This window comes from Actinosynnema sp. NPDC059797, from assembly GCF_042732085.1.
Lineage (GTDB): Bacteria > Actinomycetota > Actinomycetes > Mycobacteriales > Pseudonocardiaceae > Actinosynnema.
This window is the reverse complement of record NZ_JBHWIE010000706.1, coordinates 1-275: the sequence shown is the minus strand read 5'-3', so window position 1 is coordinate 275 and position 275 is coordinate 1. Positions and strand designations below refer to the sequence as shown.

At 74.2% G+C, this 275-nt stretch carries 1 protein-coding gene; it reads left to right on the top strand.

What is annotated here, in order from left to right:
• On the top strand, positions 1–275 hold a 275-nt coding region (locus tag ACFV4N_RS43535; protein ID WP_499678563.1), incomplete at both ends, for a hypothetical protein.

The window sequence follows — 275 nt, the reverse complement described above, 5'->3', positions numbered from 1 at the left end:
GAGGAACTGCGCCGGGCGGACCTGCCGCACGCGGTCGTCCAGCTCAACCAGGCGGTCACCTGGGTCGCCGCGCACGCGGGCCCGGCCGAGGCGGCGATGGAGCTGCACGCCGACTTCCAGCTGTTCTGCCCGGTGGCGGCCGAGCTGGTGACCGCGCTGCGCGAGCTGGGCAACGTCCCGGACCCGGTGATCGCGTACCTGGAGAACTACTCCGCCGAACCCGGCGAGATGCGGCAGCGGCTGCCCGAGGTGGTCGAGCACGGGCTCGCCCAGGG